The 23,870-nt window shown below is 67.6% G+C and carries 27 protein-coding genes; 14 read left to right on the top strand and 13 right to left on the bottom strand.

Features of this window, described 5'->3' with window-relative positions; all coding sequences use genetic code 11:
• Positions 1 to 3: 3 nt before the first annotated feature.
• The 6 genes from ACJEIK_RS14200 to ACJEIK_RS14175 form a co-directional block, all read right to left on the bottom strand.
• Entirely contained in the window at positions 4 to 528 is a 525-nt protein-coding gene (locus ACJEIK_RS14200) for a lipoprotein LpqH (RefSeq protein WP_061001304.1), read from the bottom strand.
• A 121-nt stretch (positions 529 to 649) separates the two neighbouring features.
• The gene (locus ACJEIK_RS14195; protein WP_061001303.1) at positions 650 to 895 is read right to left on the bottom strand and encodes a hypothetical protein; all 246 of its coding nucleotides are present in this window, start codon (positions 893 to 895) and stop codon (positions 650 to 652) included.
• Between the two features lie 56 nt (positions 896 to 951).
• The gene (locus tag ACJEIK_RS14190) at positions 952 to 1,386 is read right to left on the bottom strand and encodes a VOC family protein (protein ID WP_064859199.1); all 435 of its coding nucleotides are present in this window, start codon (positions 1,384 to 1,386) and stop codon (positions 952 to 954) included.
• Between the two features lie 8 nt (positions 1,387 to 1,394).
• Positions 1,395 to 2,333 carry an NAD-dependent epimerase/dehydratase family protein gene (locus tag ACJEIK_RS14185; RefSeq protein WP_324609724.1) on the bottom strand — a complete coding sequence of 313 codons (939 nt, stop codon included), beginning with the start codon at positions 2,331 to 2,333 and terminating at the stop codon, positions 1,395 to 1,397.
• Between the two features lie 5 nt (positions 2,334 to 2,338).
• A protein-coding gene (locus ACJEIK_RS14180; protein WP_110767323.1) for an IS3 family transposase occupies positions 2,339 to 3,609 on the bottom strand; the annotation gives its coding sequence in 2 pieces (ribosomal slippage) (positions 2,339 to 3,336 and positions 3,336 to 3,609; 1,272 coding nt in all).
• A 186-nt stretch (positions 3,610 to 3,795) separates the two neighbouring features.
• Positions 3,796 to 5,091 carry a DUF222 domain-containing protein gene (locus ACJEIK_RS14175; RefSeq protein WP_409431619.1) on the bottom strand — a complete coding sequence of 432 codons (1,296 nt, stop codon included), beginning with the start codon at positions 5,089 to 5,091 and terminating at the stop codon, positions 3,796 to 3,798.
• A gap of 107 nt (positions 5,092 to 5,198) precedes the next feature.
• Here ACJEIK_RS14175 and ACJEIK_RS14170 point away from each other — a divergent pair, with 107 nt between their 5' ends.
• The gene (locus ACJEIK_RS14170) at positions 5,199 to 6,233 is read left to right on the top strand and encodes a TIGR03617 family F420-dependent LLM class oxidoreductase (RefSeq protein WP_409431697.1); all 1,035 of its coding nucleotides are present in this window, start codon (positions 5,199 to 5,201) and stop codon (positions 6,231 to 6,233) included.
• On the opposite strand, the gene ACJEIK_RS14165 is transcribed toward ACJEIK_RS14170, so the two are convergent.
• Positions 6,211 to 6,702 carry a flavin reductase family protein gene (locus ACJEIK_RS14165; RefSeq protein ID WP_061003533.1) on the bottom strand — a complete coding sequence of 164 codons (492 nt, stop codon included), beginning with the start codon at positions 6,700 to 6,702 and terminating at the stop codon, positions 6,211 to 6,213. The genes ACJEIK_RS14170 and ACJEIK_RS14165 overlap by 23 nt on opposite strands.
• A gap of 113 nt (positions 6,703 to 6,815) precedes the next feature.
• Here ACJEIK_RS14165 and ACJEIK_RS14160 point away from each other — a divergent pair, with 113 nt between their 5' ends.
• The 12 genes from ACJEIK_RS14160 (at position 6,816) to ACJEIK_RS14105 (ending at position 18,378) form a co-directional block, all read left to right on the top strand.
• The gene (locus ACJEIK_RS14160) at positions 6,816 to 7,997 is read left to right on the top strand and encodes a zinc-dependent alcohol dehydrogenase (RefSeq protein WP_061003535.1); all 1,182 of its coding nucleotides are present in this window, start codon (positions 6,816 to 6,818) and stop codon (positions 7,995 to 7,997) included.
• A 12-nt stretch (positions 7,998 to 8,009) separates the two neighbouring features.
• Positions 8,010 to 9,011, top strand: a complete 1,002-nt coding sequence (locus ACJEIK_RS14155) for an AAA family ATPase (RefSeq protein WP_061003540.1) — start codon at positions 8,010 to 8,012, stop codon at positions 9,009 to 9,011.
• A gap of 7 nt (positions 9,012 to 9,018) precedes the next feature.
• Complete coding sequence (locus ACJEIK_RS14150) at positions 9,019 to 9,885, top strand: DUF58 domain-containing protein (RefSeq protein WP_061003536.1); 867 nt, start codon at positions 9,019 to 9,021, stop codon at positions 9,883 to 9,885.
• Entirely contained in the window at positions 9,875 to 10,351 is a 477-nt protein-coding gene (locus ACJEIK_RS14145) for a hypothetical protein (protein ID WP_061003538.1), read from the top strand. Before ACJEIK_RS14150 ends, ACJEIK_RS14145 begins: the two co-directional genes overlap by 11 nt.
• Entirely contained in the window at positions 10,342 to 12,105 is a 1,764-nt protein-coding gene (locus ACJEIK_RS14140) for a VWA domain-containing protein (RefSeq protein WP_204161147.1), read from the top strand. Before ACJEIK_RS14145 ends, ACJEIK_RS14140 begins: the two co-directional genes overlap by 10 nt.
• Positions 12,102 to 12,797: a hypothetical protein gene (locus ACJEIK_RS14135; RefSeq protein ID WP_061003659.1), complete on the top strand. Its 696-nt coding sequence runs from the start codon at positions 12,102 to 12,104 to the stop codon at positions 12,795 to 12,797. The genes ACJEIK_RS14140 and ACJEIK_RS14135 overlap by 4 nt, the downstream gene beginning before the upstream one ends.
• Positions 12,798 to 12,844: 47 nt before the next feature.
• A complete protein-coding gene (locus ACJEIK_RS14130; protein ID WP_061003677.1) occupies positions 12,845 to 13,405 on the top strand; it encodes a cysteine hydrolase family protein in 561 nt (186 codons plus the stop codon).
• A 36-nt stretch (positions 13,406 to 13,441) separates the two neighbouring features.
• Complete coding sequence (locus ACJEIK_RS14125) at positions 13,442 to 14,275, top strand: DUF4436 domain-containing protein (RefSeq protein ID WP_061003661.1); 834 nt, start codon at positions 13,442 to 13,444, stop codon at positions 14,273 to 14,275.
• A gap of 35 nt (positions 14,276 to 14,310) precedes the next feature.
• A complete protein-coding gene (locus ACJEIK_RS14120) occupies positions 14,311 to 16,218 on the top strand; it encodes a transketolase (RefSeq protein WP_234785486.1) in 1,908 nt (635 codons plus the stop codon).
• 26 nt (positions 16,219 to 16,244) lie between these two features.
• Entirely contained in the window at positions 16,245 to 16,859 is a 615-nt protein-coding gene (locus ACJEIK_RS14115) for a bifunctional 2-polyprenyl-6-hydroxyphenol methylase/3-demethylubiquinol 3-O-methyltransferase UbiG (RefSeq protein WP_061003665.1), read from the top strand.
• Positions 16,860 to 16,869: 10 nt separating this feature from the next.
• Positions 16,870 to 17,511, top strand: a complete 642-nt coding sequence (locus ACJEIK_RS14110) for an FKBP-type peptidyl-prolyl cis-trans isomerase (RefSeq protein WP_110783834.1) — start codon at positions 16,870 to 16,872, stop codon at positions 17,509 to 17,511.
• Between the two features lie 183 nt (positions 17,512 to 17,694).
• Positions 17,695 to 18,378: a sensor domain-containing protein gene (locus tag ACJEIK_RS14105; RefSeq protein WP_061003667.1), complete on the top strand. Its 684-nt coding sequence runs from the start codon at positions 17,695 to 17,697 to the stop codon at positions 18,376 to 18,378.
• Between the two features lie 9 nt (positions 18,379 to 18,387).
• On the opposite strand, the gene ACJEIK_RS14100 is transcribed toward ACJEIK_RS14105, so the two are convergent.
• The 5 genes from ACJEIK_RS14100 to ACJEIK_RS14080 all read right to left on the bottom strand — a co-directional run bounded on the left by ACJEIK_RS14100 (position 18,388) and on the right by ACJEIK_RS14080 (position 21,876).
• Entirely contained in the window at positions 18,388 to 18,663 is a 276-nt protein-coding gene (locus tag ACJEIK_RS14100) for a hypothetical protein (protein ID WP_061003681.1), read from the bottom strand.
• Positions 18,664 to 18,716: 53 nt separating this feature from the next.
• Positions 18,717 to 19,307, bottom strand: a complete 591-nt coding sequence (locus ACJEIK_RS14095; RefSeq protein WP_234785485.1) for a hypothetical protein — start codon at positions 19,305 to 19,307, stop codon at positions 18,717 to 18,719.
• Positions 19,308 to 19,371: 64 nt separating this feature from the next.
• Entirely contained in the window at positions 19,372 to 19,872 is a 501-nt protein-coding gene (locus tag ACJEIK_RS14090) for a hypothetical protein (RefSeq protein ID WP_082762033.1), read from the bottom strand.
• Positions 19,873 to 19,881: 9 nt separating this feature from the next.
• Positions 19,882 to 21,081 carry a cytochrome P450 gene (locus ACJEIK_RS14085; protein WP_061003671.1) on the bottom strand — a complete coding sequence of 400 codons (1,200 nt, stop codon included), beginning with the start codon at positions 21,079 to 21,081 and terminating at the stop codon, positions 19,882 to 19,884.
• Positions 21,082 to 21,876, bottom strand: a complete 795-nt coding sequence (locus ACJEIK_RS14080; RefSeq protein WP_061003672.1) for a spirocyclase AveC family protein — start codon at positions 21,874 to 21,876, stop codon at positions 21,082 to 21,084.
• Positions 21,877 to 22,077: 201 nt separating this feature from the next.
• On the opposite strand from ACJEIK_RS14080, the gene ACJEIK_RS14075 reads away from it, so the two are divergent.
• Positions 22,078 to 22,719, top strand: coding sequence for a TetR/AcrR family transcriptional regulator (locus ACJEIK_RS14075; RefSeq protein WP_234785484.1), 642 nt, complete (start codon positions 22,078 to 22,080; stop codon positions 22,717 to 22,719).
• A gap of 4 nt (positions 22,720 to 22,723) precedes the next feature.
• On the opposite strand, the gene ACJEIK_RS14070 is transcribed toward ACJEIK_RS14075, so the two are convergent.
• Positions 22,724 to 23,860: an acyltransferase gene (locus ACJEIK_RS14070; RefSeq protein ID WP_061010292.1), complete on the bottom strand. Its 1,137-nt coding sequence runs from the start codon at positions 23,858 to 23,860 to the stop codon at positions 22,724 to 22,726.
• Positions 23,861 to 23,870: the final 10 nt, after the last annotated feature.

The following is a 23,870-nucleotide window of genomic DNA, read 5'->3' as shown; positions in this document are numbered from 1 at the left end:
CGCTCAACTACACGTAACGCGAATCTCGAAGGGCTTGGTCACCATCACAGGCGGTAGCGCTGCCGTCACCCCGGTAGCGCTACCGCTGATGATGTACGTGTTGCCGTCCTTGGTCGCGGTGGCCTGACCGCCCGACATGCCCTGCTGGTAACCGAGAATGACGCCGTTGACGTTGCCCAGGATCACCGAGTGCACGGTCGCGGCGTCGGGCGTCAACACCACCGCCACTCCGGAAACCTGCTGTCCGATTGCGATGTTGAAATTACCGACCGCGTTGGTGCACACCACATTTCCCGTGATGTTCTGGCGCGCCCCGTCAACGGTCACCTCGGCTTGACCCGGCGGCGGATTGCCGGTCGGAGGCTGGGCGGGCGAGGCCGTCGCGCTGGAGGTCGACGACGTCTTGGTTGTGCTGCTTGTGCTGCTGGTCGAGCTCGTCGTCTCCGACGACGGCTTCTCGTCGCTGCACCCGGCCAGCCCCAAGACGGCGGCCATGCCCACCGCACCAATCGCAACCTGTTGCCTCACCCTGGCACCCCTCTTGTCGTCGTCAACTTGACTTCATCAACATCTACGCCGTTGAACCGGCCGCCGCATTTCTTTTCTGAGATGCGACGGCCGGCTCGTTCCGGTGGCTACGGCAACCTGCCTACATCGGCATGAAATTGCCGAACCACCAGAAGCCCCAGCGCTCGATGGCCGGGCTCCACACCACGGATGCGCCCGGAGCCCACCACGGCGGGTTCGGTTGTACCGGAGCCCACGGCGGTGGAATGGCCGGCGGCACGTTCGGCTCGGCGGCCGCGACGCCGCTGCCCAGCTCGGTCGGCGACACTGTTGCGATACCGCCGGCGACACCGAACAGTCCGGCGGCCAGGCTCCCGGTCAGCGTCATCGTTGCGGTCAGTCATTGGTGAATACCCCACGCCGGCAGCCATAAACGGACTGAGGTCAGTCGAGGCAGAACTCGTTACCCTCCACGTCCTGCATGACGATGCACGACTCGTTGATGTCATCGGCGGGCAGCAGCCGCACCCGCACCGCCCCGAGCGCGACGAGCCGCTCGCACTCCGTCTCGAGCGCCGCAAGGCGCTCGTCCCCGGCCAGCCCGGTGGCGACCCGCACGTCCAGATGCACCCGGTTCTTCACCGCTTTGCCTTCGGGAACGCGCTGAAAGAACAAGCGGGGCCCGATCCCCTCTGGATCGACGCAGGCGAACTTCGAACCTTGATGCTCGGGTGGCAGCGCGCGATCGAAGTCGTCCCACGATGCGAATCCCGGCGGCGGCGCCGGCACCACGTACCCCAGCACGTCACACCAGAATTGCGCCACGCGCTCAGGTACCGCGCAGTCGAAGGTGACCTGAAACGTCCTGACTTCAGCCATCATTCACCTCAGCGGCCCAGATTGCGGAGGCCGGCGACGGTGTCGGCCAGTGTGATGCGCGGATCGCGGTAGGTGACACCGAGGTCGCGTTCGCTCGGGGTGTCGTCCGAGTCCGGCATCTGGGTGTAGTACTGCATCGCCGCTTCGGTGAACGGCGTCTGGAACGGCAGCAACGGTCCCAGCCGATCAAGTACCTGACCGGCCATCCGCAGCACGGTGTCGGGAATCGGAACGGACAACATGGTCTTGTCACCGACCTCGCTCAGCAGCCGAGCCAGCTCGTCCACCGGAATGCGGTGGCCGCCCGCCATATAACGGCGGGGTCCCTTGCCGGGCTCGAGCAACGCCGCGTGGAGATCGGCCAGGTCCCGACCGTCGACGACGGTCCACGCCGCACTACGTCCCGGAATCGCCCCGAGCTGAAGTGCCTGGGCCACACCTTCGCCGGCCTCGCCGAACTGGTCGCCGACCGGCGGACCCATGACCATGCCGGGATAGGTGATGTTCACCGGAGCCCCGGCGTCCTGCATTCCGCGGGCGTAGATCTCGACCTGCGCTTTGGACCGCCCATAGCCGTCGGTGCCGCCGAACACCGGAAGGTCGGCCTCGAGCTTGTCGACATCGGGATTGAACAGTGCCGTGATGCTCGAGACGTGAATGATCGGATCGAGGCCCAGTTCCACGGCGCCGCCCAGCACATTTCGCGCACCGTCCATGTTGGTGCTCAGCATCTGCGCCGTCTGGTTCGGGTCGGTGGCGACCAGCGCCGCGGCGTGCAGCACGGCATCGCACCCGTCCAGCGCGCGCAGCACCGAGTCGCGATCGGTGATGTCGCCGACCACATGGTCAGAGACGTCGACGCCCAATTTGGCCACACTGGTTTGCAGCCGAGACGCGTTGCGCACCAGGAAGCGGACCGAATGAACCGCCCCGGGTTTGATGCACACCGGTTTTATTGGTGTGCAGCCTCTGATTGGGCTGTCGCTGCAGCGTAGTAGATGGTCTCGTATTCGATCGGCGGGATGCGTCCGAGACGGTGCATGAGCCGGTCAGTGTTGTACCAGTGCACCCAGTCGGCGGTGAGCAGTTCCACGTCGGTGAGCCTGTTCAGTGGCCCTCGCCGAAACGGTGAGTCATCACGGACAGCTTCGGTCTTGTACAGGCCGATGGTGGTCTCGGCCAAGGCGTTGTCGAAGGCATCGCCGACGGATCCGATCGACGGCAACAGCCCGGAGAGCAACAGCGTTTCACCAAACCGCACCGATGTGTACTGCGAACCTGCATCGGAGTGATGAATAGTGTTGCCCGACAATGGGTTACCTTCACGGCGCCGGAGTTCAGCGGCGTGCCGGATCGCCTGGCGCACGAACAGATCTGCCTTGCTGGTCGAGCAGGTCCAGCCCACGATCCGCCCGGCGTACGCGTCGATGGCGAATGCGGTGTAGACGAACACCCCGGTGGCCAGCGGCACGTAGGTGAAATCAGCCACCAACAGCATGTTGGGGGCGGGGACTCGGAATTGGCGGTCCACCAGATCCGGGGCACGCCCGGCGGCCGGATCGGCGATGGTGGTGCGGACCTTCTTGCGCCGGCGCACGCCCTGCCAGCCGTTGGCGCGCATCAAGCGTTCCACTGTGCAGCGGGCTACCGTGATGCCGTGGCGCTGCAGGTGCGCCCACATCTTGACCGCGCCGTACAACGACTCCGGTTTACGCCGGCCCGCCCGGTCAGGTTCGTAGTAGCCGGCCAGCACCTGCGTGATCACGGTGTCCCACAAGGCCCGCGCGGACGGGGGCCTGGTGAGCCAGGCGTAGAAGGTTCTCGGGGCGATCTGGCAGCCATGCTCGGACAGCACGCGGCAGATCGAAGCGACCCCGAACCGAGCACGATGCTCGGCGATGAACGCACAGATCAGCGGCGTCGCGGGTCGCTCTCCCGCGCGAAGAAACTTGTTGCCGCCTTGAGGATTTCGATCGTTTCCTCAAGCTCCTTGTTCTTGCGTTTGAGCTCCCGTAACTCCCGTGCGGTATCGGACGGGACACCCTCGCGGACCCCAGTATCGACCTCGCCCTGGTTGACCCATCGTCGCAGCGATTCGTAGGACACCCCCAACCGCTTGGCGACCGCGGTGATGCAGGCCGTGCGGGTGTCGTATTCGTCGGCATGGTCAGCGACCAACCGCACCGCCCGGGCCTTGAACTCCTCGTCGTACTTCTTCGGCATGATGCGAATTACCTTCCCTCGAAAGAAGGTGTGCATCAAACCCGGGGTGATTCACGAATGCCCCTTGTCCGCAATGGCTTTCGCACTCCAACCACCGACGAACCCGGTCCCGCCCGTGACCAGCACCCGCATGACGCCTACCCCCTCCGAAGTGAACTGCCGCTGCCCAGACGCTAGTACTTGCCATTACGCCGCAGGGTGGATCCGCGCGATGTAGACATCGCGGGTGAAGACGCGCAGCGCTTCGGGCCCTGGAGGCGCGGTGGAGGTGTAGACCGCGCCGGTCGGGGTGGTCAGGGTGACGGTGTGGCGGCCGTGCCGGTCGTATGTGGTGCGTGACTGCCAGCCGGGTTCTTCTTTGACGTAGTTGCAGTGCGCGCATTGGCCTTGACCGTTGTGCACGCTGGTGGGGCCATGCTGCGCGTGCGGCCGGATGTGGTCGGTGTGCCGAATCCTGGCGTTGCAGTACGGGGTCCGGCAGATCTGATCCCGCAGCGCGATGAACCGGGCCAGGGCTTTCGGGAACGCCCGGGATTTCGATTCCATCGCGACCAGCTTGTTGGTGCCCGGCTGGGCGTACAGGCGCCGCACCGCGGCCGCGCCCTGGGCATCGAGCGCGCCGGCCACGACGAGATCGCGGGCGATTTCGGCCGGGATCGGCCCGTACCCCTCCAGATGCGCCGGTTCTGAGCCACCGGCGAGCAGGGTCTCATCCGAGAGCACCAGGTTCGCCGTCACCGGCACCGGCGACTGCACCGGGTTGCGGCCCGTGACCCGCTGCACCATCAGGTCGGCCATGATCTGGTCGTGGGTGCGGCCCAGCCCGGCCGGTACCGTCGTGCCCGGCAGTGTCGAGGCCAGCGTGCTCGCCGCCGCATCGGACAGCGCGGTATGCATGGCGCGGCCTTCGGCGGCCGGCAGCCGCACGCTCACGGTGGCCATGCCGTCAGCGGCGGGCCGGAACCGGACATGGCGCCCGGCCGGCGCGCGGCGCATCCGCTGCACGATCGCCTCCTGATCGAGCCGGTAGGCGATCCGCTTGGCCTCGGCGGTGATCTCCGCATCACCTTTACCGTCGAGGGCGGCGGGGTCGGCGCACAATTCGGCATCCAGCAGCCGGCGATCCAGCACCGACAGGCACTCGGCCTCTTTGGTGATCAGCTCGGCTCGGTGCTCGGAGAGCACACCCGATTCCAACGCGGCCAGCGTGCACGGCATGTCCGCGACCAGGATGCGGGCCATCGCCATCAACCGCTCACCCCGATGCGGGGACTCACGCCGCGCCAACCCGATCTCCGAACCCAGCGCGGCCCGCGACACCCGCGGCCCACCCGCTCGCGCAGCCATCACCCGTCGGGCCTCCAACGCCACCGCAATCCGCGCCTGCTCGGCCGCCGCACGCGCCTTGACCCGCTCGAGCTCCGCCATGCGACCCGACAACGCCGCCTCATCGGCGTCGGGGCCCACGATAACTTCGCTCATACGTTCGAATGTACACCTTGCCCACGACAAGTGCCGCGGACCGCGACTTTTCCTGTGGTGCTGCGTATCTCGCCGTCGGCAAGCGCCGCGGCCGTAGGCTGCCCACTGTGCACGTCGACGTGATGACAGTTCCGCAGCCTCTGGTTCAGATGGGCGCACTCGCCCAGCGCGCGCAGGCAGCGGGATTCTCCGGTTTGCATCTGACCGAGACCGGCCGGACCGCATATCTGAGCGCGGCGGTCGCATCCCAGGCCGCTCCCGGCCTCGAGCTGTCCACCGGTGTCGCCGTCGCCTTTCCGCGCAGTCCCTTCGTCACGGCCGCCTCGGCCTGGGAACTCCAGGAAGCCACCGGCGGCAGGTTCAGGCTCGGTCTCGGCACCCAGGTCCGGACGCACGTGGTGCGCCGCTACGGCATGCCCTTCGAACAGCCGGGCCCGCGACTGCGCGACTACGTGCGCGCCGTGAAGGCATGCTTCACGGCTTTCCGGACCGGCAAGCTCGACCATCACGGCGATTTCTACGACATGGACTTCATCACGCCCCAGTGGAGCCCCGGCCCCATCGATGCGCCCGATCCCAAGGTCGACATCGCCGCGGTGAACCCGTGGATGCTGCGCATGGCCGGTGAGGTCGCCGACGGCGTGCACATCCACCCACTCGGCGAGCCGGGCTACGTCGCCCGCCACGTGCTGCCCAACGTGGCTGCCGGCGCCGAGAAGGCGGGCCGCTCCCCTGCCGACATCGACACGATCATCCCGGCCATGACGATCGTCGGCGACACCGACGAGGAACGGTACAACGAACGCGAGTTCGTCCGCGCCAGCATGAGCTTCTACGGCAGCACGCCGAACTACGCGTTCATCTGGGACGAGGCCGGCTTCGAAGGCACCCCGGCGCGCCTGCGGGAGAAGCAGAAAGCCGGCGACATGGCGGGCATGATGGCGCAGATCAGCGACGACCACATCGCCGCGTTCGCCACCGAATCCACGTGGGATGACTTGGCGGACAAGCTGATTGCCAAGTACGAGGGCGTGGCCAGCCGCGTGGTCCTCTACAACGCGCTCGGCGGTTCCGACCGTTTCGAGCGGTACGGCGAGATCGCCCGGCGGTTGTGCTTGCCTACGCGCCGTGCCCCGGGCTGAGATCCTTGACGTCGGCGAAGAACACCGGCCGGCTTTCGGCGCCTGAGCTTCCGCCCGCGACAGGCGCGAGTAGATGGCCGATGTGGTCGCCCATGTCGAACCTTCCGATGATCTCGCCGACGAACCATGCAAGCGCGGAATCGAGGATGCGCGTACCTTCCGGTCCGACATGCCAGTCGCATTGCCGGAATTTGTCGACGGCATCGCCGGTCTCGCCGCCGAACAGTTCGGCCAACTTCAACTCGTCGCGGGGCAGCAGGTGCACCGCGAGGTGCGTCGCCGTCCGGGCGACCGACGTCGTGTGATTCTGCGTGGACAGCCCGACGAGAAATGTCGGGGGGTCGATGCTGGCTTGCGTAGCGAAGCCGACGAGGCATCCGCCGGTCTGACCGTCGGCCTGCACCGTGACCACGAACATCGGGTAGTCGAGTAGGTCGACGAAGTCTTCAAATGCGCTGTCTGCTGTCATCACCGGTCCTGGCCTCGGGTTTTGGGATACCGGAGTTGGGGTAGCCACAGCTCAATTCTTGCAAACCGTCAACGGGCCCCGTCGATGGTCGCTACCGGAGATGGGAGTCTTCTGTGAAGGCAGTTACCTGGCATGGCCGACGAGATGTCCGCGTCGACACAGTGCCCGATCCCCGGATCGAGACACCTACCGACGCCATCATCGAGGTCACCTCGACCAACATCTGCGGATCGGATCTGCACCTCTACGAGGTGCTCGGCGCGTTCATGCACGAGGGCGACATTCTCGGGCACGAACCCATGGGCATCGTTCGTGAGGTCGGCAGCGACGTCGACGGGCTATCTGTCGGTGACCGGGTCGTCGTACCGTTCCAGATCTCCTGCGGGCATTGCTACATGTGCGACCAGCAGCTGTACACGCAATGCGAGACCACGCAGGTTCGCGACCACGGTAAAGGCGCGGCACTGTTCGGCTATTCGGAGCTGTACGGCCAGGTACCGGGTGGCCAAGCCGAATACCTCAGGGTGCCGCAGGCGCAGTTCACCCACATCAAAGTCCCTGAGGGACCACCGGATTCGCGTTTCGTCTACCTGTCGGACGTCTTGCCCACGGCGTGGCAGGCCGTCGCCTACGCCGATATCCCGGAAGGCGGCAGCGTCACGGTGCTCGGTTTGGGGCCGATCGGTGACATGTGCGCGCGCATCGCCCAACACGTGGGGTATCGGGTGATCGCCGTCGACCGAGTTCCGGAACGGCTGGCTCGGGCCACGCTGCGCGGCATCCACACCGTCGACCTCGACGCGCTTGACGGCAGCGTCGGCGACACCATCCGCGCGTTGACCGACGGCCGCGGCACCGACTCGGTGATCGACGCGGTGGGTATGGAAGCCCACGGATCGCCGGTGGCACAAGCGCTTCAGCGTATGACCGGGACCCTTCCCGACATGGTGGCCAAACCCATGATGCAGGACTTCGGCGTGGATCGACTTCATGCGCTCTACTCGGCCATCGACATCGTCCGCCGCGGCGGCACCATCTCCTTGATCGGCGTGTACGGCGGGATGGCGGATCCCCTGCCGATGCTGACGCTGTTCGACAAGCAGATTCAGTTGCGCATGGGCCAGGCCAACGTCAAGAAATGGGTCGACGACATCCTGCCGCTGCTCGGCGACGACGACCCGCTGGGCGTCGACACGTTCGCCAGTCATGTTCTGCCCCTTGATGATGCACCACATGCTTACGACATCTTCCAGAGGAAACAGGACGGTGCCGTGAAGGTGATGCTCAAGCCGTGAGTGGAAGGACCGATGACGCTACCCAGAATGCAGCCCGGCCAAGGCGATATCGCCGAGGCGCGAGACATCGTGGGCGCCGTGGCGTCGGCGTTCTCACACCAGGTCGTGGGCCAGCAGCACCTGCGTGAAACGATGCTCGTCGCGTTGCTCGGCGGTGGTCACCTGCTGCTCGAGAGCGTTCCCGGTCTGGCCAAGACGACGGCGGCGCGGGTGCTGGCCGGATCGGTCGGCGGCAGCTTCCGCCGCATCCAGTGCACGCCGGATCTGTTGCCGAGCGACATCATCGGCACGCAGATCTTCGAGGCCGACACCAACTCGTTCACCACGCAGCTGGGCCCGGTGCACGCCAACATCGTGTTGCTCGACGAGGTCAACCGATCGAGCGCCAAGACCCAGAGCGCGATGCTCGAGGCGATGGAGGAACGCCAGACCACGATCGCCGGGGTCGAATACCCGCTACCTGAGCCGTTTCTCGTCATGGCCACCCAGAATCCCGTCGACCAGGAAGGCACCTATCCCCTGTCCGAGGCTCAGACCGACCGGTTCATGCTCAAAGAGCTCGTGCACTACCCGTCGATCACCGACGAGATCGAGATGATCGACCGCATGGACGCCGGACGATACGACCGCGACCGTCATCCGGCCCCGGTGGTATCCCTCGACGACGTCCGCCGGGTGCAGGAGATCGTTCGCTCGGTCCACCTCGATCGCGCACTCGTCGCGTACGCCAGCCGGCTCGTCGCCGTCACGCGTGAACCCGCCCAACACCTACCGTCCAACCTCGCCCGACTCATCGAATACGGCGCCAGCCCCCGCGCGACCATTGCCTTCTGCCGGTCCGCCCGCGCGCTCGCCGTCATCCACGACCGCGGACACGTTGTACCCGAAGATATTTCGATGCTCGCCCACCGGGTGCTGCGCCATCGGCTGATTCTCGGTTTCGAGGCCGCGAGCGCGCGGATCACGCCCGACGCGGTGGTCGACGCGGTACTTCAGACAGTCCCGGTGCCGTGAGGCCGACATGGGGAAACACCTCGACGCCGCGAAAATTCACATCGGCCGCGACCCGGGCAGCCTGCTGGAAGGCGGCCGCTACGCGCTGATCCACACCCGGAGCCTCGAGTTCGACGAACTACGCCCCTACGTCCCGGGCGACGACGTCCGCGACATCGATTGGAAGGCGAGTTCCCGCTCCGGCCACACCCTCATCAAGCAGTTCGTGTCCGAGAAACACCACAAGATCGTGGTGGTCGCCGACGCCGGCCGCAATGTGTCGGCGCTGGCGCCGTCGGGAGAACTCAAGAAGGACATCATCATGCATGTCATCGGCGCGATCGGGCTGATGACGTTGCGCCGATCCGACGAGATCGGCCTGGTCACGGGTGACCGCCGGGGCTGCATCGACACGCGGCTGCGCCGCGGCGAGACCCATATCGAGCGCATGCTGCACCACTACCTGCAGCTGGCCGGAGAGGCACCCGCACGCAGCGATCTGCTCGTCCAGCTGCGTTGGCTCGCAACGCATTACCGGCACCGGCTGCTGGTGTTCGTGGTGTCCGACGAGCCGGACATCAGTGACGCCTTGCGCGACGTGCTGCGATCACTGACAGCCCGGCATGACGTGCTGTGGGCGTTGGTGACCGACATGCCGCCGGTGGGACGCGAAAGCGGCCGGAGCTACGACGCCGCCGATGGTCAGTTGCTGCTGCCGCCGGCCGCATTGGACCGCACTGTCGCTGAAGCCTATCGGCGCTCGGAAGACGAACGGCGCCAGAATCTTTCGGAGTTCCTGACCGTGTCTGGGGTGCCACATGCGCGAATCGGTGGGAGCACCGGAATCAAACCTGCGCTGACGGCGATGACGGGGGTCTACGCACGTGCCAGATGAGGATCTGCTGCGGTACGTGATCGGCCCCGCGCCCTATTCCGCGTGGTTGCCGTGGCTCGCGGCCGCACTGATTCTGTGCGTGATCGCCTGGTATGCCTGGCTGTTCATGGTGACGTCGGCATCGCGGCGGATCGGCGAGGTGCGGTTGATCCGCGTCGTGCGGGACGAGATGATCAAGCTGCGCGCGGTCCGGGACATTCGCGGCATCGCCCGCCGCCATCGATCCGGGGACCTCTCGGCGCCGGCCGCCGCGGCGGCGCTGAGCCGCGAACTCCGCCGGTTCCTGCGTTCGGCGACTGGGCTGCGGGTGCAGTACATGCATGTCGGCGCCATCGCGGCCGGCCCCGCGGGCGCCGCCGCACCATTGCTGTCCGAACTCGTTGACGTGCAGTTCAATCCGCGCTCGACCGTCGATGTCGGCGATGCCTGCGTGACTGCCGAAGGGCTGGTCATGCGATGGAGCTGACCTGGCGGGTTGTGGCGATCGCCGGATGCGTTGCGTTGGCGGCGGGTGTGGCGTTCGCCGTGCTGTGGCCACACCGCCACCGCCCCGGCGACTTGCGGCCGCTGGCCAACACCGACCGCCTGACGCGGCTGCCCGAGTATCGCCGGGCGCGACGCCGGAACGCGATCTCGGTGTGGTCCGCCGTCGCGCTGCTCGTGGTGGGCTTCGGCGCCGCCGTCGTGGCCACGGCACGACCGACCGGGCTGCCCGCACTGAACCACCGATCCGAAGCCGCTGCGCCACAGGACATCATGATCTGCGCCGGGGCCCCGGCGACCGATGCGGCCGTGACTTCGACACTGCAGTTTTTCGCCGATTCCGCCCGCGGATTCAGCACCGAGCGGATCGGGCTCACGTCTGCCAATCGCCGTGTCGTCCCGTTGACTCGGGACTACCAGTACGCTGCCGCGGAGTTCACCGCGTACGCCCGTCAGATCAAGCGGAGCGACGCCAGACCGTTTGTGGCGCCGGTGCGTTACACCGGCTACACCCCGAACACCGACGACCTGCTGGCGCTGTGCATGGCCGGGTTCCCGCCGGCCGCCGGCTCATCGACAACGCGCCGGTCACTCATCTATGTCGGGCCTGAAGCATCGAACGGCGATGCCGGCCGGCTCTTCACCGCCGCCGCGCTTCGAGACTTGGCTGCCGCCAATAAAATTCAGGTCGACGCGATCATCGTCGGCGATGGCGGGGGCACGGTTTCGGGGCTCGTGCACGACACCGGCGGCTGGTCACACTCTGCTACCGATATCGGTGCGTCGTTGCGCGACATCACCCGACATCCGCCGCCGGCGGATCGGACGAACGTCGCCGCCAAACCGGTCGAGACGCCGGACGTCGTGCTCCTGGTGGCCCTCCTCGCAGCGTGCGCCGCCGCATGGTGGCGACGCCGGAGCACCCAACACGCGCGATGGCGCACGTGGCGCTGGGCCGGATTCGGGGTGACCGCGCTGCTGCTGATCGCTGCCGCCATCCGCCCCACCATCGGCGCGACAGCGCCGCCGCCCCAGACCGCGGGCGCCCGCGAGCCGAACATCTTCCTGGTCGTCGACCGTTCGTCGAACATGACCGCACCGGGGCCCGACGGCCGTTCCCGCGCGGCCGAGGCGAGCGCCGACATCGCGCAACTGATCGACCGCTACCCGACGGCGCGGTTCGCCGTCGTCGGATTCGCTTCCGGGCCGGCAGTGGAGTGGCCGCTGTCGGCCGATGGGTGGAGCCTGAAGCCCGTCGTCACGACGCCCGCCACGTATCGCACCACGGAGCTGACACCGCCCGACGCCGGCGCGGCGAGTACGGTGCTGCGCTACCAGCTGCTCAGTGCAGTCCAGCAATACCCGGACGCCAAGAACCTCGTCTACTACCTCGGCGCCGGGACGCCGGAATCCGCCACGCCGCAACGGGAATTCGATCTACCAGAAGGCGTGGTCGCCGGCGGCGCGGTGCTCGGTTACGGCGACGACGCAGCCCCCACGCTGCCCGCCGTTGCCCAGCAGATCGGCGTGCCGTATGTACAGCGAACGGAAGCGGGACTGCCGGCCGAGGCACTCAGCGACGTCGGCCGCCCCGCCGAACAGCCCACCGCCCAGGGTGACAGCGGAACGGAACTCTATTGGGTGCTCTCCGGGCTCGCCGCCGTGCTCCTGCTCGTCGAGCTGTTTCTCACGTTGCGGGAAGTCGCCCGCACCCGACTGGATCGGGTGCGGCTGTGAAAACCGACCGACAGAGGCTGCGTCGCCGACTACTCCTGGTCTCGGCACCCGTCGTCGCGGTCGTGCTGATTCTCGCCGCGAAGCTGGCCTCCGTCGCAGTGGTCGGCGATTCGGTGGTCACCGATTACGTACACCGCGATACCGCTGCGCTGTCCGACGACGTCGCAATCCTGCACCGGTTCAACGTGATCGAACCGGCCCGGACGTCTTACGCCGGCGGGAGCCTCGCGGTGCTGCAGCACCGGCTCGACGACGCCGACCGCGAGTTCGGCGATGCCCTGGCTCGCACCGCGGCCGACCGGTCGTGCCCCGTCCGGGTCAACCTCGAGCTGATCCGGGAAACCCTCGGGGATCAGGCCGCCGCAGCGGGCGACCGTGACACCGCCGTCCGGCGCTACACCGCAGCCAGAGACGTCGTCACGCACGCGCCCGCCAACTGTTTCGCCGGCAATACCGACGCGGACCCCGAGCGCCGCCGGATCCGTGCCGAGGCCCTGCCCCGCCTGGACGCCAAGCTCGCGACGACGGACCGTCCGCCGACCGCGCCGCCACCGCCGCGTCCAGAGGCACCGCCGCCGGCGCCGCCACCCGCATCCGCGGACGCCTCGTCGACGCTCCCGCCGCCCCTGCCACCACCCGATGCCGGAGACCCGCTGCGAGGGCTGCAACAAATCCTGCGCGACGCGGCGTAGTGACGGCGGCAGGTGTGCCCGCAGTGTGGTCCGGGTATGCACCATCGGTGAGTGACACCGCCCTGTTGATCATCGACATGTTCAACGACTACCGGCACGAAGACGGTGAGGACCTTGCGACGAACGTCGCCGAGATGCTCGATCCGTTGCACCGGCTGCTCACTGCGGCGCGGTCACACGGCGGTGTGGACGTCGTGTACGTCAACGACAACCATGAGGACTTCAGCGTCGGTGGCGAGGGCATCGTCGAAGCCGCATTGTCCGGGCGTCATCCCGAACTCGTCAGGCCGCTGGCCCCGACGGACGGCAGCACCTTCCTGACCAAAGTGCGGCACAGCGTCTTCTATGCGACCGCGCTCGACTACCTGCTGCGGCAGCGTGGTGTCGGGACGCTGATCCTGACGGGACAGGTCACCGAGCAGTGCATTCTCTACAGCGCCCTCGACGGGCACCTGCGGCACTACGACGTCATCGTCCCGCCAGACGCGGTCGCGCATATCGACCCGCAACTCGGCGAAGCGGCCCTGAAGATGATGCAGCGCAACATGGGAGCCCAGATCGTCGAATCCGCGCGGTGCCTGGATCTGGACAGCCAGCCGCGGGACTAATTTACACTCCTGTCAGTAGCGCAGGAGGGGGCGTCGATGAAGGTGCGGGTAATCGCCGGCGTGGTGGTCGTCATCGCGTTGTACATCACGACGATTGCGCTGTATGCGAGCACCGGACTGGGACACCCCAGCCAGCTCAGCGAAGCGACGCCGACAACAGACGGCACCACCGTGACCATCGACCTGAACGAGGTCCATTCGGTCAAGGGCGACATGGTCGCCAACGTGACAGTGGTGCCCGGACCGGCGCTACTGGATCCCCAAACACATGGCCTGCTCGAAGACCTCAGTGTCGCAGTGCAATCCGCGGTCACGCCCACCCGGCGTACATGGACGAAAGGGATGGTGCCCGACGTGTTCCCGGTCGCGCTGATCCTGTCCGGCGACCCTGGCGGTTACCCGTTCGATCGCTACCGATCAGGCCCGATCACCGTCGAACTGTTCCGTGGCGCGTCGCATGTACCGATCCGCGTGACGCCCGCGTTCTTTGATCGCGTGCCGGGCTGGATGTTCCATACTCCGGCCGACCGGAATGGCGCCATACCGGGCGTCCGTCGCGTCGACGCGCAACGCTCGCCGAGCACAGCCGCGTTCGCCGCGGTGCTCGTCGGCGCACTCATCACCATTGCCACGTTGGGTGCGGTCGTGGCCGTTCAGACCGCGCGCAACCGCCGCAGGTTCCAGCCGCCGATGACGACATGGTTTGCCGCAATGCTTTTCGCCGTGGTGCCACTGCGCAACGCACTGCCCGACGCGCCACCCATCGGAACATGGATCGACGTGTCGGTCGTGCTGTGGGTGATCGTGATATTGGTGGCGTCGATGAGTCTCTACATCACGTGCTGGTGGCGGCATCTCAAGCCCGAATAGGGTGTACCGGGCTCGACATCGGGTACCAGCCCACTGTGAACACGACACCACCTGCGCCGCCACCGACAACTCCCATGGACACCGTGGCCGAACTCGCCGCCCGCCTGCGGGTGGATTCGATTCGATCCAGTACCAGCGCGGGATCCGGTCATCCCACGTCGAGCATGTCGGCGGCGGATCTCGTCGCTGTCCTGATCGCCCGCCATCTGCGCTACGACTGGCGCGATCCGGCCGCCGTCACCAACGACCACCTGATCTTCTCTAAGGGGCACGCGTCGCCGCTGCTGTATTCGGCGTACGCGGCCGTCGGTGCGATCACCGACGAAGAGCTGATCGACGGCTACCGCCGGTTCGGGCAGCGCCTGCAAGGTCATCCCACCCCGGTGTTGCCGTGGGTGGACGTCGCAACCGGCTCACTCGGCCAGGGGCTGCCCGACGGCATCGGACTCGCGCTGGCCGGGAAATACCTCGATGGCCTGCCCTACCGGGTCTGGGTGCTGTGCGGCGACAGCGAGATGGCCGAAGGCTCCATGTGGGAAGCACTCGACAAGGCGTCCTATTACAAGCTGGACAACCTGGTCGCCCTCATCGATGTGAACAGGCTGGGACAGCGCGGCCCGACGGACCTCGGCTGGAACGTCGCGGCCTACGAGCGGCGGTGTCAGGCTTTCGGCGCCCGCACGCTGGTCATCGACGGCCATGACCTCGCCGCGGTCGATGACGCGCTGGCAAGCGTGGCAGCGCCGGAAGCGGTGGACCGGCCGACGGTGATCATCGCCAAAACCGTCAAAGGCAAAGGGTTCTCGGAGGTAGAGGACAGCCCGGACTGGCATGGCAAACCCTTCCCCGAGGACATGGCCGAACGGGCCATCGCCGAACTCGGCGGCCGGCGCCGGCTGATCGTGCGCAGCCTCGAGCCGCCGGCTCCCGCGCCGACGGAGGAGTGGGACGCCGTCGAGGCCGTGGACCTCCCCACTTATGAGCTCGGCTCGGACGTCGCCACCCGGAAGGCCTACGGTGCTGCCCTGGTTTCCGTCGGCAGTCGCAATCGTCACGTGGTCGCACTCGACGGCGAGGTCGGAAATTCCACCCACGCAGGCGAATTCGCGCAGAAATTCCCCGACCGCTACTTCGAGATGTTCATCGCCGAACAGCAGATGGTGGCCGCGGCCACCGGCCTGGGCGTCCGCGGCTACATCCCGTTCGCGTCCACGTTCGCGGCGTTCCTGACGCGCGCCTACGACTTCATTCGCATGGGCGCGATCTCGGGCGCGAATGTGAAACTCGTTGGTTCCCATGCCGGTGTCGAAATCGGCGCAGACGGTCCCTCGCAGATGGCACTCGAGGACATCGCGATGATGCGCGCCGTCCACAATGCCGTCGTGCTCTACCCGAGTGATGCCACCAGCACCGTCGCATTGGTGCACGCGATGGCCGAGACACCGGGAATCTCTTACCTGCGCACCACGCGTGGCGCCTACCCGGTGCTGTACGACGCCACCGAGGAGTTTCCGGTGGGCGGTGCCAAGCTCTTGCGCGTATCCGAGGCCGACGACGTCACCCTGATCGGCGCCGGCGTGACGGTGCACGAATGCCTCAGCGCGGCAAACCAACTCGCCGGCGAAGGCATCACCGCGCGGGTCATCGACTGCTACTCGGTCAAGCCGATGGACGCGGCGACCGTCGCCGCAGCCGTCGGCGCCACCGGCGGCCGCGTCGTCGTCGCCGAGGATCACCACCCCGAGGGTGGTCTCGGGTCGGCGGTGCTCGACGCCCTCGTCGCTCACGAGCTGGCCGATATCCGCCTCGCGCATCTGGCGGTCCGCGGGATGCCCGGGTCGGGAACGACACGCGAGCTGCTCGCCTGGGCCGGCATCGACGCAGACCACATCCGGGAGGCCGCGACGATGCTGATCGCCAAGAGCGTGGTCGGCAGCCACTGAAGACCGGGCTTGCAACAATGGGACATATGGGCGAGCAGAGCTTGTGGATGCAGAAGGTCGAAGCCGATCCGGGCCACTCACAGTGGTACATCGAACGGTTCCGGACCCTGGCTCGGGATGGTGAGGACATCGTCGGCGAAGCCCGCCTGATCGACGCGATGGCCGCCCGCGGCGCGCGGATCCTCGACGCCGGCTGCGGCCCCGGCCGGGTCGGCGGATACCTCGCAGCGGCCGGGCACGACGTCGTCGGGGTGGATGTCGATCCCGCTCTGATCGCCGCCGCCGAAGCGGACCACCCCGGACCACGCTGGCTGGTGGGCGACCTCGCCGAACTCGACCTGCCGGCCCGCGGGATCCCAGAACCGTTCGACCTGATCGTGTCGGCCGGCAACGTGATGACGTTCGTCGCCCCGAGCACCAGGGTGCAGGTGCTCTCCCGGCTCCGCGCCCACCTCGCCGACGACGGCCGCGTGGTCATCGGCTTCGGCGCGGGCCGCGACTACGAGTTCAACCAGTTCTTCCAGGACGCCAGCCAAGCCGGCCTCACGCCGGATCTACTGCTGTCCACCTGGGATCTGCGGGTCTTCACCGACAAATCCGACTTCCTGGTCGCGGTCCTCATCCCGATCCCGCCCCGGTAGCGTGGCACCGGTGAACTTCTCCCGCGTGTCTTCCACCGTTGCACTGACCGCCTGCGCCGCCTCACTCGCCGTCGCCCTCACCGCGTGTGGCTCCGACGAAAAGGCACCGGCGGCGACCACCACCCAGGCGCCGCTGGTGACCACGACCCCGAGCGCGGCGACCGCGCTCGACAACTCCTCGACCGCGGCCGCCCGCACCTGCCCGACGGCAGAAGGACAGGGCGGCGCACCCGAGTGGACGCTCAACGGCGCGACCGGCAGCGTGGCCGTGACGGGATCCACCGACACTGCGGCCCCGGTCGTCACCGTCAAGGGCCCGTTCAGCGTGAACCAGACCCAGGTACAGACGCTGAAGGCCGGCACCGGCCCCGTCGTCCCCGAAACCGCGACGGTCTCGGTCTGCTACGCGGGCTTCAACGGCCGTGACGGATCAAAGTTCGACAGCGCCTACGACCGTGGCGCGCCGGCCACCTTCTCGCTCATGCGCGTGGTGCCCGGCTTCCAGAAGGCCATCGCCGGGCAGAAGGTCGGCTCCACCGTCGCGGTCGCGATGACGTCGGCCGACGGCTACCCCGACGGCCAGCCGAGTGCGGGCATCGAGAAGGGTGACTCGCTGGTCTTCGCGATCAAGATCCTCGACGTGTCGAACTGATCATCGGGCTGCGGCTTCGCGGCGAACCTGTTATCAAGAACTTGGTTCATCGTTACCGCGAAACACCGTCGAGCAAAGGCGGCCCCGACCTGAACTGACGCCACAATGGAGGCGTTGGAGTGCCGCGCTGGGGAGGACAGCGCAGCATGTCAGTAGGTCGCCGCTGCCGCGACGGGAGGATATATGCGCAGCTCAGTCGGCACCGTCACCGTTGTCATGGTCGCTGCCCTGACGGCAGGATGTGGTAGCACCGCGGGCACGGCAGTGCCGGTGACCACGCCGCCGCTCGTGGCCCGGCCCCTGGTCGAACGTGAACTGGATGGTCTGCTGCTCAGCCCCGAGCAGGTCAACGCGACCATGGGGTCGGCGGCCATGACGGTGCTCAGCGCCCAGGCCACCATGTCGGACAACAGTGCCACGATGGCGCCGCCCGAGTGTCTCGTCATCGACGGCGCCGCAGAAGCCGCGGTGTATGCGGGCAGTGGCTTCTGGGCCGAGCGCGAGCAGAGCATGAACGACGGGGACAAGTTCACCCACTACCTGAAGCAGGCTGTGGTCCTGTTCCCGACGCAGGACAAGGCGCAGGAGTTCTTCAACACGTCGGCGCAGCTGTGGCCGGCGTGCAAGCAGTACACGCACACGCAGAGTCAGTCGCAGTGGTCCGTCGGGCCGATCACCAACGCGCACGACACACTCAGCGTGGTCTCTACAGAGCAAGACGCGGCCGCACCCGGTTGGGCGTGCGGCCGCGCCTTGGCACACAAGAACAACGTCATCATCGACATCAACACGTGCAGTCCCGATCCGGCGGACACGGCGGTCCAGATCGCCAACCAGATCGGTACCAACGTCGCAGCACGATGGTGACGACGGCGGTTATCCGCCGTTGGTGACCGGGTTCGACGTCAGCGGGATGAAGCCGTCGTTGATCCAGACGCCCCAGCGACCTCCCCATGCCGAGGTCCACACCACGGGCTGACCGTCCCACGCCTCAGCCGGCTTCTTCGGGGCCCACGCCGGCGGCTCCTCACCCAGTCCGGGCGCCGGTGGCGGCGGCTGAGCGGCGGCCAGCGGCATACCGATGCCGAGCGCGGCCGCGGCGAGCGAACCGGCGACGGCTGCGGCGGACAAGGTCTTTCTGACGGTCGACATGCGCATGCTCCTCTGTGATTACTTAGCGTGTGTAATCACATTACCCCGCGCGCTCAGTGCGATGGGGTGGGCGCGAATCCGGCAGCCGGTGGTGCCGCGCCGGGACCACCCGGAGCCGGGGTCGCCGGCGCCGAACCCGGGGCGTCGTAATACCCGGGCGGCGGCGGGCCGTTCAACGGGTAATAGCCCGGAGGCAGCGCCGGTCCGCCGGTCTTGGGTCCGGTGTCGACGATCGGGTTCGACGACCCTGGATCGGTCAGTGAGATGAAGCCCGGGGGCAGTTTGGGCGCCGGCCCCGCACCGGGCGGTGGCCCGGGGGCCTCCTCGGGCGGCATCGTGAGCGCCTCGATCGGGTTGCCGCTGTGGAACGTGTGCCAGATGTCCCGCAGGTAGCCGAGCTGGCCCGGAGTGCTTCCCGCGCCGTAGGTCTGGTCCTGCAGCTCGGGCACCGTCGGAGCGCCGATCGGCGGCGCGGCCACCGGGCCGCTGGGACCGCTCGCGGGCTCCACGACCGGCTGACCGGGTGCGGGTGTCGTCGGTGTGGCGGGGTCCGCCGCAGCCGGACCGGCCGCAGCGAGCGCACCGGCCAGCAGAATGCCGCCGACGATCACTGGCGGCTGGAAACGCTGTCGCTCGGTCTTCAAGATGCTCGTCTGTCCTTTCACCGGCGTCCGTAACGGGTCAGGCTATCGCGTGTACCGGCCCCCGTCATCTCGTTCGGACCTGAAAAGCCCGGTATGCCGACCTGACTTCCTCGACCCGCGCCGCCGCGATTCCCCACGGTTTGTCGACGCCGACCCGTTCGTCGAGGTCCCACAGCACGCAGACCTCATCGGGTCCGGCGACTTTCTCCCAGGCGATGACCGTCCGACGGAGTTGCTCGTGCATCGGCTCCGAGACGGCACCGGCGGGCGCCCCGCCTTCGGGATGATGGTGCAGGAACTGGCCATACGCCGCGTCACAGAACGCCGAATACCTTGCGGTACAGAGAATCAGGCCGTGCCAGGCCTCGTCGACGGCGTGCGACGGCATACCGATCACCTGACCGTCCCGCATGGCCGCGCCGCAGCACCGCAACCACTGCCGCAGGCCCTCGGTCACGAGATCCCGCGGCTGCCACGGACACGTCTTGTACACGGCCTCGGGCAATTCCAGATCGGCCACCGCGGCGTTCATCTGGTCCAGCGGCCCCTGACGCTTGAATCGCACACCGCAACTCTAGGTCGGTACGGTTCTCACGGGCATCCGCGCCCAGCCGCGCACGCTCGAGGTCCGGGCCCGTTGCGCATTCGGGTAGTCGACCTCCCAGTCGCGCCACCGCGCGAGCACCTCCTCGAACGCGACGCGCGCTTCCAGCCGGGCCAACGCCGCACCGAGGCAGAAGTGGATGCCCTGGCCGAAACTGAGATGCCCGGCATGGCGGTGGATGTCGTAGCGGTCCGGGTCGGCGAAGTGCCGATGATCCCGATTCGCCGATCCGTTGAGCAGCAACAGGTACGAGCCCTCGGCCACCCGCCGCCCGTGCCATTCGACATCGCGTGCCACGTACCGAGCCTGCACCGGCGACGGCGCCTCGAAGCGCAGCGTCTCCTCCACCGCCGCCGGGATCAGCGCCGGATCGGCCACCAGGGCGCGCCGTTGATCGGGGTGCTCGCCCAGGAGCTGACCCATGAATCCGATGAGCCGGGCGCTTGTTTCGTTGCCGGCGCCGGCAATCATCGCGGTGTAGGCCAGCACCTCGCCGCGCTCGAGCGGCCGCTGCACCCCATCGGCTGTCTCGACCTCGGCGGTGAGCAGATCGGTCATCAGATCATCGGAGGGATGGCGTGCCCGCCAGTCGATGTACTCGGCGAACGCCACCATCGAGTCCTGGAAGATCGCCGCGCTGACGTCGCCGCCACTGCCGTCGGACCCGACGGCGATGCGCTCGTCGGTGCCGTCCCGGATCATCTGCTGATCGGACTCGGGTATGCCCAGCAGATATCCGATCGTCCGCATCGCCAGGACGGCGCCCAGCTGCGTGACGAAGTCGAAGCCGTCGGCGTCGCGCAGTGGATCGAGGGCGCGGCAACAGAATTCGCGCACCAGACCCTCGACCGCGAGCATCCGGCGCGGCGTGAAAACCCGCGACAGGAGCCGGCGGTGCAGGTCGTGCAACGGTGGATCTTCGAACAGCAGGATGCCGGGCGGCACCTCGATGCCGCTGAACAGGATGTCCGCCGTGGTGCCGCGCCCGGAACGGTAACTGCTCCAGTCCGGAAGTGCTTGCGCGACATCGGCATAACGGCTCAGTGCGTAGAAATTGTGTTTCTCGTTGTAGTACAACGGCGCCTCGGCCCGCATCCGCGCCCAGATGGGGTACGGATCGTCGTCGATGAGGTAATCGAAAGGGTCGTAATATAATTCGGCCTCGATCATCTACCGTCCTGTCATCGGCTGATTGGGAACCCCGGGGAACAGCTCGGCCTCGGGTCCGGCGGTCACCCAGCCCGCCAGTTTGGTCGCGAGATGCGGCGCGAACACGGCGCCGTAGAGCAGGTTGCCCACCACGACGACCGCGACGACGGACAGCACGGCGGACTGGGTTCGCGTGGCCGCCCGCTTGTCGGCCCAGACCTCGACGACGCTCCGCCCCGTGCCGTCGGTGCGGCCCAGCAGGTAGGTGAACACCATCATCTGGATGCCCATGGCCAGCGAGTCGTAGATCGGGTACTGGTTCCGGGTGCCCTCCCACAGGCCCAGACCCGGGATGACGCGGCCGTAGTAGAACACGCCGAGCCGGGCCCCGAGGATGGCGTTGAACGCGAAGGCCCAGCAGAAGCCGACGACCAGGCCGACGGTGAGCATCGTCGTCGGCTGGCGCAACTGCCAGCGGCGGCAGAGCCATCGGCCGATGGCCGCGGCGATGACCGCGGGCAGCGCGAAGTACGACATGTAGCCGATCGGGACCGGCGCCGGCAGCCCACCCCACGTCATGTTCAGCGGCCACCAGGCCGGCATCCGCGGAATGGCCGGCGCGAACTGCGCATACATCGCCCAGTCATACGGGGCCTCGATCCACGAGAACGACAGTGCCGAGATGCACAGCAGCAGAAGGGGATGCAACCGGCGACGGCGCACGCTCAGGTAGACCCCGAGCAGCACGAAGGCGAGTCCGCCCACGTAGGCGAATGCGATCGCAGTCGTCATCAGCGGTGTCAGCCCGGAATTCATCGCGGCTCGCCACCGTCAGTGCCACGACGGGCCTGCGGATCGAACCGCAGCACCGCGGCGTAGACCCCGAGCACCAGCCCGAACAATGTGCCGAGCATGACGACTGCGCCCATCGCGGTCCTTTCTGGTGGGAGAACCAGAGTTTTGGATAGTAGACACTATCCACAAAATGAGCGTCAAGGGCCGCTATGTTTGAACACCGTGGCCCTGCCCGAAACGCCGACAGCTACGCCCACGCCCCGCCGCCCGCGCGGCGAGGCCCGTCGGCTACTGCTCGCCGAGGCGCAGAACCTCTTCTCCCGCAAGGACTATCGCAGCACCACCACGCGGGAGATCGCCGACGCGGCCGGCGTCACCGAGCACCTGCTGTTCCGGTACTTCGGTTCGAAGGCAGGCCTGTTCCGCGAGGCGATCGTGCTGCCGTTCACCGACTTCGTCGACGGCTTCGCCCGCACCTGGCAGACCCTGCGGCCCGAAGACACCGATGAACAAACCCTGGCAAGGCATTTCGTCGGTCAGCTCTATGACGTCCTCGCCGAACACCGCGGGCTGCTGCTCACGCTCGTTGCCGCCGAAGACCTCGGTGACGAGATGGAAAGTGCCGGCCTCGCCGACATCCGGGCTGCCCTCGCGACACTGGGCCGGATCAGCACCGAGGGCATGCAGCTGCGTGGCCTCACCTCGGACCAACCCGACCTGGCCGCGCATTCGACGGTGGCCATGATCGTGGGGATGGTGGCCCTCCGCTCGACGCTCTTCGGAGACGCCCCGCCGTCGCGCGACGCGATCGTCGACGAACTGGTGCAGGCCACCCTGCACGGGTTCCTGCACCGCACCACCTGAAGCGTCAGACCGTCACTGTGGCCTGCCGCCACGCTTCCCAGCGCCGCAGCGCCAGCCGGCACGGCTCCTCGAGCAGCGCGTAACTCACCGCGGCCACCGCGAAGCCGAACGTCGTCGTCAGGACCATCACGACCGGTAGCGCGCCGGGGAACGTCGTCTGCCCGATCATGGCGAGCACCATGTCGAGGGCGGCGAGGTGCCAGAGGAACAGGCCGTACGACCAGCGGCCGAGCGTCACCATCGGGGCGCTGGCCAGTACCCGGTGCCGGCCGTCCGGGACGTCCAGGACCAGCGGCGCCAGCAGGGCCCAGGCGATGACGGCCCCGAGCGCCGTCCGCACGATGAACTGGCCGAGGGTTGCGTGCTGGTGGCCGCCGGGCATGGCCAGCGGCGATGCCGCCACCAGGAACGCGACGACCGCCACCGCCATCAGGATCGAGCGCTGCCGAACCAACCGATGTGCCCAGCCGTACGGCCGGAACATCCACTCCGCCAACAACATCCCCACGGCGAACCACGAGGCGTAGGCCGGCAGCCAGTTGAGCGGATTGGCCCCGTGGTACGCCGGGATCGGCAGATAACCCCAACCGAAACTGAGCAGCGCCACGCCCGCGATCACCGGAACGCGCAGGCGCAGTGACACTTTCGCGACCAGGATCGCCAACACGGGCACCACGAGATAGAAGGCCATCTCGACCGACAGGCTCCACATCTGCGTGAGCCCGGCGATCAGCGTCTTGGGGACGAAGACCTGCGTCAGGGTCAGATTTGCGAGCCACACCGCCCGGTCCGCGCGGTGGGCGTCCGGCAGCAGGGTCAACACCGCGACCACCGTCAGCAGATACGCGGGCATGATCCGGACCAGCCGGGACCGGTAGTACGGCGCCGCCTCCGGTTCGGGTCGCAGCCCGTGCGCCGCAGCGGCGTGACCACGCCACAGCAGGAAACCCGACAACGCGAAGAACACGGCCACCGCCAGGTCGAAGCGCGCCAGCAACCGGCCGGCAACCCCGTCGGTGTAGCCCGTCTGCAATGCCACATGCGTGAGCACCACACCCAGGGCCGCGGCCGCCCGCAGGCCTTCGACCGCAGGCAGGAACCCACGGGTGCCGCTGACGGGCTCGGCGGCAGGGGCGGTCATGCGCCCAGTC

The sequence above is a fragment of the Mycobacterium sp. SMC-16 genome, from assembly GCF_046250085.1.
In the GTDB taxonomy this organism is placed as follows: Bacteria; Actinomycetota; Actinomycetes; order Mycobacteriales; family Mycobacteriaceae; genus Mycobacterium; species Mycobacterium phocaicum.
The sequence above is the reverse complement of the archived record's forward strand: the minus strand, read 5'-3'. Positions and strand labels throughout refer to the sequence as shown.

What these genes read in the sequence shown, in the direction of transcription:
- ACJEIK_RS14165 (WP_061003533.1), bottom strand. Translation starts at nt 6,702, where the DNA reads ATGACAGCAGACAGCGCATTTGAAGACTTCGTCGACCTACTCGACTAC.
- ACJEIK_RS14105 (WP_061003667.1), top strand. Translation starts at nt 17,695, where the DNA reads ATGCGCAGCTCAGTCGGCACCGTCACCGTTGTCATGGTCGCTGCCCTG.
- ACJEIK_RS14195 (WP_061001303.1), bottom strand. Translation starts at nt 895, where the DNA reads ATGACGCTGACCGGGAGCCTGGCCGCCGGACTGTTCGGTGTCGCCGGC.
- ACJEIK_RS14125 (WP_061003661.1), top strand. Translation starts at nt 13,442, where the DNA reads ATGAAGGTGCGGGTAATCGCCGGCGTGGTGGTCGTCATCGCGTTGTAC.
- ACJEIK_RS14085 (WP_061003671.1), bottom strand. Translation starts at nt 21,081, where the DNA reads ATGATCGAGGCCGAATTATATTACGACCCTTTCGATTACCTCATCGAC.
- ACJEIK_RS14070 (WP_061010292.1), bottom strand. Translation starts at nt 23,860, where the DNA reads ATGACCGCCCCTGCCGCCGAGCCCGTCAGCGGCACCCGTGGGTTCCTG.
- ACJEIK_RS14080 (WP_061003672.1), bottom strand. Translation starts at nt 21,876, where the DNA reads ATGAATTCCGGGCTGACACCGCTGATGACGACTGCGATCGCATTCGCC.
- ACJEIK_RS14140 (WP_204161147.1), top strand. Translation starts at nt 10,342, where the DNA reads ATGGAGCTGACCTGGCGGGTTGTGGCGATCGCCGGATGCGTTGCGTTG.
- ACJEIK_RS14155 (WP_061003540.1), top strand. Translation starts at nt 8,010, where the DNA reads ATGACGCTACCCAGAATGCAGCCCGGCCAAGGCGATATCGCCGAGGCG.
- ACJEIK_RS14100 (WP_061003681.1), bottom strand. Translation starts at nt 18,663, where the DNA reads ATGTCGACCGTCAGAAAGACCTTGTCCGCCGCAGCCGTCGCCGGTTCG.
- ACJEIK_RS14115 (WP_061003665.1), top strand. Translation starts at nt 16,245, where the DNA reads ATGGGCGAGCAGAGCTTGTGGATGCAGAAGGTCGAAGCCGATCCGGGC.
- ACJEIK_RS14190 (WP_064859199.1), bottom strand. Translation starts at nt 1,386, where the DNA reads ATGGCTGAAGTCAGGACGTTTCAGGTCACCTTCGACTGCGCGGTACCT.
- ACJEIK_RS14150 (WP_061003536.1), top strand. Translation starts at nt 9,019, where the DNA reads ATGGGGAAACACCTCGACGCCGCGAAAATTCACATCGGCCGCGACCCG.
- ACJEIK_RS14175 (WP_409431619.1), bottom strand. Translation starts at nt 5,091, where the DNA reads ATGAGCGAAGTTATCGTGGGCCCCGACGCCGATGAGGCGGCGTTGTCG.